The 5664-nt window shown below is 74.3% G+C and carries 5 protein-coding genes and 1 other RNA gene (1 of these 6 cut by a window edge); all 6 read left to right on the forward strand.

The window, feature by feature from the left end; all coding sequences use genetic code 11:
• Positions 1-126: RNase P RNA component class A (rnpB, locus tag AC1MIR_RS16465), an RNA gene on the forward strand (it extends 460 nt beyond the left edge of the window).
• Between the two features lie 371 nt (positions 127-497).
• The gene (locus AC1MIR_RS16470) at positions 498-962 is read left to right on the forward strand and encodes a division/cell wall cluster transcriptional repressor MraZ (RefSeq protein ID WP_480029266.1); all 465 of its coding nucleotides are present in this window, start codon (positions 498-500) and stop codon (positions 960-962) included.
• Positions 959-1918, forward strand: a complete 960-nt coding sequence (rsmH, locus tag AC1MIR_RS16475) for a 16S rRNA (cytosine(1402)-N(4))-methyltransferase RsmH (protein ID WP_480029267.1) — start codon at positions 959-961, stop codon at positions 1916-1918. The genes AC1MIR_RS16470 and rsmH overlap by 4 nt, the downstream gene beginning before the upstream one ends.
• A complete protein-coding gene (gene ftsL, locus AC1MIR_RS16480) occupies positions 1915-2658 on the forward strand; it encodes a cell division protein FtsL (RefSeq protein WP_480029268.1) in 744 nt (247 codons plus the stop codon). Before rsmH ends, ftsL begins: the two co-directional genes overlap by 4 nt.
• Positions 2655-4604: a peptidoglycan D,D-transpeptidase FtsI family protein gene (locus tag AC1MIR_RS16485; RefSeq protein ID WP_480029269.1), complete on the forward strand. Its 1950-nt coding sequence runs from the start codon at positions 2655-2657 to the stop codon at positions 4602-4604. The genes ftsL and AC1MIR_RS16485 overlap by 4 nt, the downstream gene beginning before the upstream one ends.
• On the forward strand, positions 4591-5664 hold a 1074-nt coding region (locus AC1MIR_RS16490), incomplete at its 3' end, for a Mur ligase family protein (protein WP_480029270.1). The genes AC1MIR_RS16485 and AC1MIR_RS16490, both read left to right, overlap by 14 nt.

The raw sequence follows: 5664 nt of genomic DNA on the forward strand, positions 1-5664 counted from the left end.
CCCCCCGCCGCCCGGGTTGGCCGCGTGAACCCCCCGGCAACGGGAGGTCCAGAGGAATGGTCGTCCATCGCCGAGGGCTCACCCCCTCGGCGCGGACAGAACCCGGCTTACAGGCCATCCGGCGCCGCTTTTCTCCGCAGATGATCAGCACCTGGCCGCGCCCGCGCCCGGGGCGCGCGGGCTTGCGCCGCGCAATGTGCAGGAAATCTGCTTGCATGCAATTTCGCGCGCCTGAGGCAATGCCCGTAAATGATTGATGAACAGGCATTTTATCACGGCGCGCAAAGGCACGACCCGTAGATTTCCGCTTGTAACCCAGAAAATCTCCGTGCTATCCCATTGCATCCCACGATGGTGCCTCGCTCGGGGGGGCATCAGGGGCACTTTCGGGGATGGTCGGGCGAGCCGGTGGGGTCGGGGGGCCCCGCCGGCCGCTGAGCAGGGGACGATGGCCCGTAGCCGTCGCGGGGGCAACGACAGGCGCGATGACCCAGTTCGTGGGCACGCATTTCGGGAAGCTGGACCGCAAGGGCCGCATTTCCGTGCCCGCTCCTTTCCGCGCCGAACTCGAGGCCGCCGCCACCTCGCACCTGGTGTTCCGCGTCTCCCACCAGCATCCCTGCATCGAAGCGCGTTCGCGTGCGGTTTTCCAGCAGATGTTGGACAGCATCCTGAGCCTCGCGCACTTCTCCGAGGATCGCGACGACCTCGAAGCCGGGCTGATCGCCGACAGCACGCTGATGCGAATCGACGGCGACGGCCGGCTCGTGCTGCCGGAGGAGATGGTGGCCGGCGTCGGACTCGACGAGGCCGTGGCCTTCCTCGGCAAGGGCGACCGCTTCGAGATCTGGGATGCCGAGAAGGCCAAGGCGCATGTCGCGGAGGCCAAGGCGCGCGTGCGCGAAAAACGCCTCACTTTGGCCGCATCGCCTCTCAACACGACTCCGCGCGGCATGCCATGAGCGGACACGTTCCCGTCATGCTGCAGGAGGTGCTGGCAACCTTGCGGCCCAGAACCGGCGCCACCTATCTCGATGCCACCTTCGGAGGCGGCGGCTATGCCGCCGCGATCCTGGCCGCGTCCGACTGCACGCTCTGGGCGATCGATCGCGACCCGGAGGCGATCGCGCGCGGCGCCGCCCTGGCGGCGCGGCACCCGGGACGGCTGCACCTGCTGCATGCCCGCTTCGGCGACATGCTGGACAGCCTTGCCGCGCACGGTGTCGCGCAGCTTGACGGCGTGGTGATGGATCTCGGCGTCTCCTCCTTCCAGCTCGACGAAGCGGCGCGCGGCTTCTCCTTCCGCGCCGACGGGCCGCTCGACATGCGCATGGGCGGAGCGGGAGAGGACGCGGGGCCGACGGCGGCGGAGCTGGTGAACACCCTCCCCGAGGACGAACTCGTCCGGATCATCGCCGAATTCGGCGAGGAGCGGCATGCGCGGCGCGTCGCGCGCGCCATCCTGCGCGCCCGCGCCGAGGCGCCGATCGAGACCACCGCCCGCCTCGCGGAGATCGTGCGCCGCGCCGTGCCGCGCGATCCCTCCGGCATCGACGGCGCCACCCGCTCCTTCCAGGCGCTGCGGATCGCGGTGAACGACGAGCTCGGCGAGGTGGAGCGCGGCGTCGCCGCGGCGATGCGGCTGCTGGCGCCGGGCGGGCGTCTGGTGGTGGTGTCCTTCCACTCGCTCGAGGACCGCATCGTCAAGCGCGCCATGGCCGAGGCCAGCGGGCGGCAGGGCGGCGCCTCCCGCCACGATCCCGCGGCGCTGCTGAGCCGCGCCGCGCCCGGTTTCGCGCTGGTCACGCCGAAGGCGCTGCGCCCGGGCGCCGCCGAGACCGCGGCCAATCCGCGGGCGCGATCGGCGCGGCTGCGCGCCATCGAACGCCTGAGCCCCCCGATGCAGGTGCAAGCATGATCCGCCCCTTCACGCTGCTCTGCTTCTGCGCCTTCGCCGGGGCCGGGGCCTGGCTCTACCAGATCAAGCACGCGGTCGCGGTGAAGGACCGCGAGCTGGTGGAGATCCGCCGCCAGACCGAGCAGGCGCGGCAGCGCATCGACATCCTGCGCGCCGAATGGGCGCTGCTGAACGAGCCCGACCGGCTGCGCCAGACCGCGACCCATCTGCTGACGATGGAGCCCATGCAGCCGCAGCATTTCGTGCGGCTCAGCGACCTGCCGCGGCGGCTGCCCGGTGCGGTGGCCTTCGCCGGCGCCCCCGACCTCTTCGCGCCGGCGCCGGCGGACGCGCCGCCGACCATGCTCGCGGCGACGCCGGAGCGCACGCCGGCGCGCGGCCGCGCGGCGCCGCCTGCCCGCGGCCAGGCGGAGACGCCGGCGCCCCAGGCCCTGGTCGCCACCCTCGCGGCGCAGCGCGCCGAGCAGGCGAACCGGATCGCCGAGGCCAGCGCGCCGCGCCCCGCGCCCGCACGCCCCGCCCCGCGCCCGCCGCCCGCGGGGCGCCCGGCCGGCCCCACGCCGCCGCCCGCCGAGCCCGCGCCGCGCCCCACCCGCCTCGCGGCGCAGGAACCGGGTGTCGTCTCGGCGCTCGGATCGCCCGCCGCGCTCGGCCGGCCGATGCTGGCGCCGCCGGTCCCGATCGCGCCCGCCGCGGCGGCGACGCGGCCCGGGCGGGAAGGCCCGGTCGCGTCCCGATGAGCCCGATCCCTCCCGCCCCCGACGCAGCCCCGCGCGGCCGGCCGGACCTGGCCGATGCCGCGCGCAACGAACTCGTGAAGGCCACGCGGCCGGAACTCGCGCGCCGCGCCATGCTCCGCCGCACCCGCTCCAGGCTGGTGCTCGCCGCCTGCGGCTTCGGCGTGCTGTTCGGCGGCGTGGCATTCGGCCTGGCCGATGCGATGGTGCTCGACCCCGCGGCGCCGAAGCGCCTGCAGGCGATGGAGCATGCGACGCGGCCGGCGGAGCACCAGCCCCAGCGCGGCGTGATCACCGACCGCAACGGCGAGATCCTGGCCGTCTCGCTGCCGGTCACGGCGCTCTACGCCAATCCGCGGGAGATCGAGGAGCCGGAGCGGGTGGCGCGGCGCCTGGTGGCGGTGCTGCCGCAGCTCGACCTCGAACGCGTCACCGCGCGGCTCTCCGGCGAGCGGCAATTCGCCTATATCGCCCGCAGCCTGACCCCGCGCGAGCAGCAGGCGGTGAATTCCCTCGGCATTCCGGGCCTCTATTTCGAGCAGTCGGAGCGGCGCGCCTATCCGCAGGGGCGGTCGGCGGCACACCTGCTCGGCGGCGTGGATGTGGACGGCAACGGCATCGCCGGCGTGGAGCGGCGCTTCGACCAGCGGCTGCGCAACAACGCGAGCGAGCCGCTGCGGCTCTCCATCGACGTGCGCGTGCAGCTTGCGCTGCGCGACGCCGTGCAGCGGGCGATCACCGAGTTCAACGGCATCGGCGGCGCCGGCATCCTGATGGATGTTCAGACCGGCGAGGTGCTGGGCATGATCAGCCTGCCGGATTTCGACCTCTCCGACCCGGTGCGGCGGGACGACCTCAACGTGCGGCGCGAGGAGGCGGGCTACAATCCGCGCTTCAACCGCGCCACGGTCGGCGTCTACGAGCCCGGCTCCACCTTCAAGCTGATGACCGCGGCGGCGGCGCTCGAGTACGGCGTGGTCAACATCTGGAACGGCTTCGACGCCTCCCGCCCGATCCGCTACGGCCGCTTCACCATCAACGACTTCCGCGGCAAGAACCGCTGGCTCGCGCTGCCCGAGATCCTGGCCTATTCGTCCAACCTGGCCTCGGCGCACATGGCCGTCGCGCTCGGCACGCAGCGCCACCGCGAATTCATGGTGCGGATGGGCATGGGCTCGCGGCTCGGGATCGAGTTGCCTGAGACGGCGGTGCCGCTGATCCCGCGCCAGCAGGACTGGCGCGAGATCAACACCATGACGATCGGCTTCGGCCACGGCATCTCCGTCACGCCGCTGCATGTGGTGACCGGCGTGTCGGCCCTGGTGAATGGCGGCATCCTGCGCCAGCCGACGCTGGTGGCGCGTGCGCCCGGCGAGGTGGTGGAGGGCCGCCGCGTGGTCAGCGAGCGCACCTCCGACACGATGCGCCGGCTGATGCGGCTGGTGGTGACCGCGGGTTCGGGCCGCAGCGCCGAGGTGCCGGGCTATTTCGTCGGCGGCAAGACCGGCACGGCGCAGAAGACCGGGCCGCGCGGCGGTTACCTGGAGAACAAGCGCATCGCCGCCTTCGTCGGCGCCTTCCCGATGCAAGCGCCGCGCTACGCCCTGTATGTCATGGTGGACGAGCCGAAGCCCAACGCGCGCAGCCATGGCTACGCGACGGCCGGCTGGGTGGCCGCGCCGGCCGCCGGCATGGTGATCCGCAGCGTCGCGCCGATCCTCGGGATGGTGCCCGAGACCGAGCGGGCGGAGGAGATCCAGGCCTCGATTTCGATCCCGCTGCAGCCGGCGCGCCCGGCGGGCACGCGCGCAGCCCAGCCGCGCAGCCCGGCGCCCGCAGGCCAGCCCGCCGCGCCGGCGACGACCACCGCGCCGGCACCCGCCGCCGCGCGCCACCCCGCCGCCTCCCTTCCCGCCGCGCCGCGGGAGGCGAGTCTTGCCGCGCGATGACATGGAGGCCGCACCCCGACTGGACGCGCTGCTGCGCGCCCATCCGGACCTGCCCCGCTGGCGTGGCGGCGAGCCGCCGCGCATCGCGGGCCTGACCGCCGACAGCCGCGCCGTCGCCCCCGGATTCCTGTTCGCCGCCCTGCCCGGTGCCCGCGCCGCTGGCCGCGCGTTCATCGCCGAAGCCGTGGCCCGCGGCGCCGCCGCGGTGCTGGCGCCGGAGGACACACGCTGGCCGGCGCAGTTGCCGCCCGTCCCGCTGCTGACAGCGGCCGATCCGCGCCGCGCCCTGGCGCTGCTCGCCGCGGCCTTCCACGGGGCGCAGCCGACGACGCTGGTCGCGGTGACGGGGACCAACGGCAAGACCAGCACGGTGGATTTCCTCCGCCAGCTCTGGACGCTGGACGGCGCGCGCGCCGCCTCGCTCGGCACGCTCGGGCTGGTTGCGCCCGGCTCCCCGCGGGGCCCTTCGCTGCCCACGCCCGATCCGGGGGCGCTGCACGCGACGCTCGCGGCGCTGGCCGAAGCGGGCATCGGCCATGCGGCGATGGAGGCCTCCTCGCACGGGCTTGACCAGCGGCGGCTGGACGGCGTGACGCTGGCCGCGGCGGGCTTCACCAACCTGACCCGCGACCACCTCGACTATCACGGCGGCATGGACGCCTATCGCGCGGCCAAGCTGCGCCTGTTCGACACGCTGCTGCCGGCGGGCGCGACGGCTGTCGCCAATGCGGAGATGGAGGCCGAGAGCCTCGCGTCGCTCCGCGCCATCGCCACGCGGCGCGGGCTCCGGCTGCTCACCGTGGGCGAGCGGGGCGAATCGGTGCGGCTGCTGCGCCAGGCGCCCCGCCCCGACGGGCAGGAGCTCGAGATCGAGGCCTTCTGCGGCCGGCACGCGGTGATGCTCGCCCTGCCCGGCCGCTTCCAGGCGGACAATGCGCTGATGGCGCTGGCGCTGGCGGCGGCGACGGGAATGGCGCCGGCGCGCGCCCGCGCGCGGCGGGCCCCCCGGTGCGGCGGGCGCGGGCGGGTGGGACGAGCGGCCGAGCTCGGCCCAGGCGCC

Source organism: Falsiroseomonas sp. RANM36, from assembly GCF_056682175.1.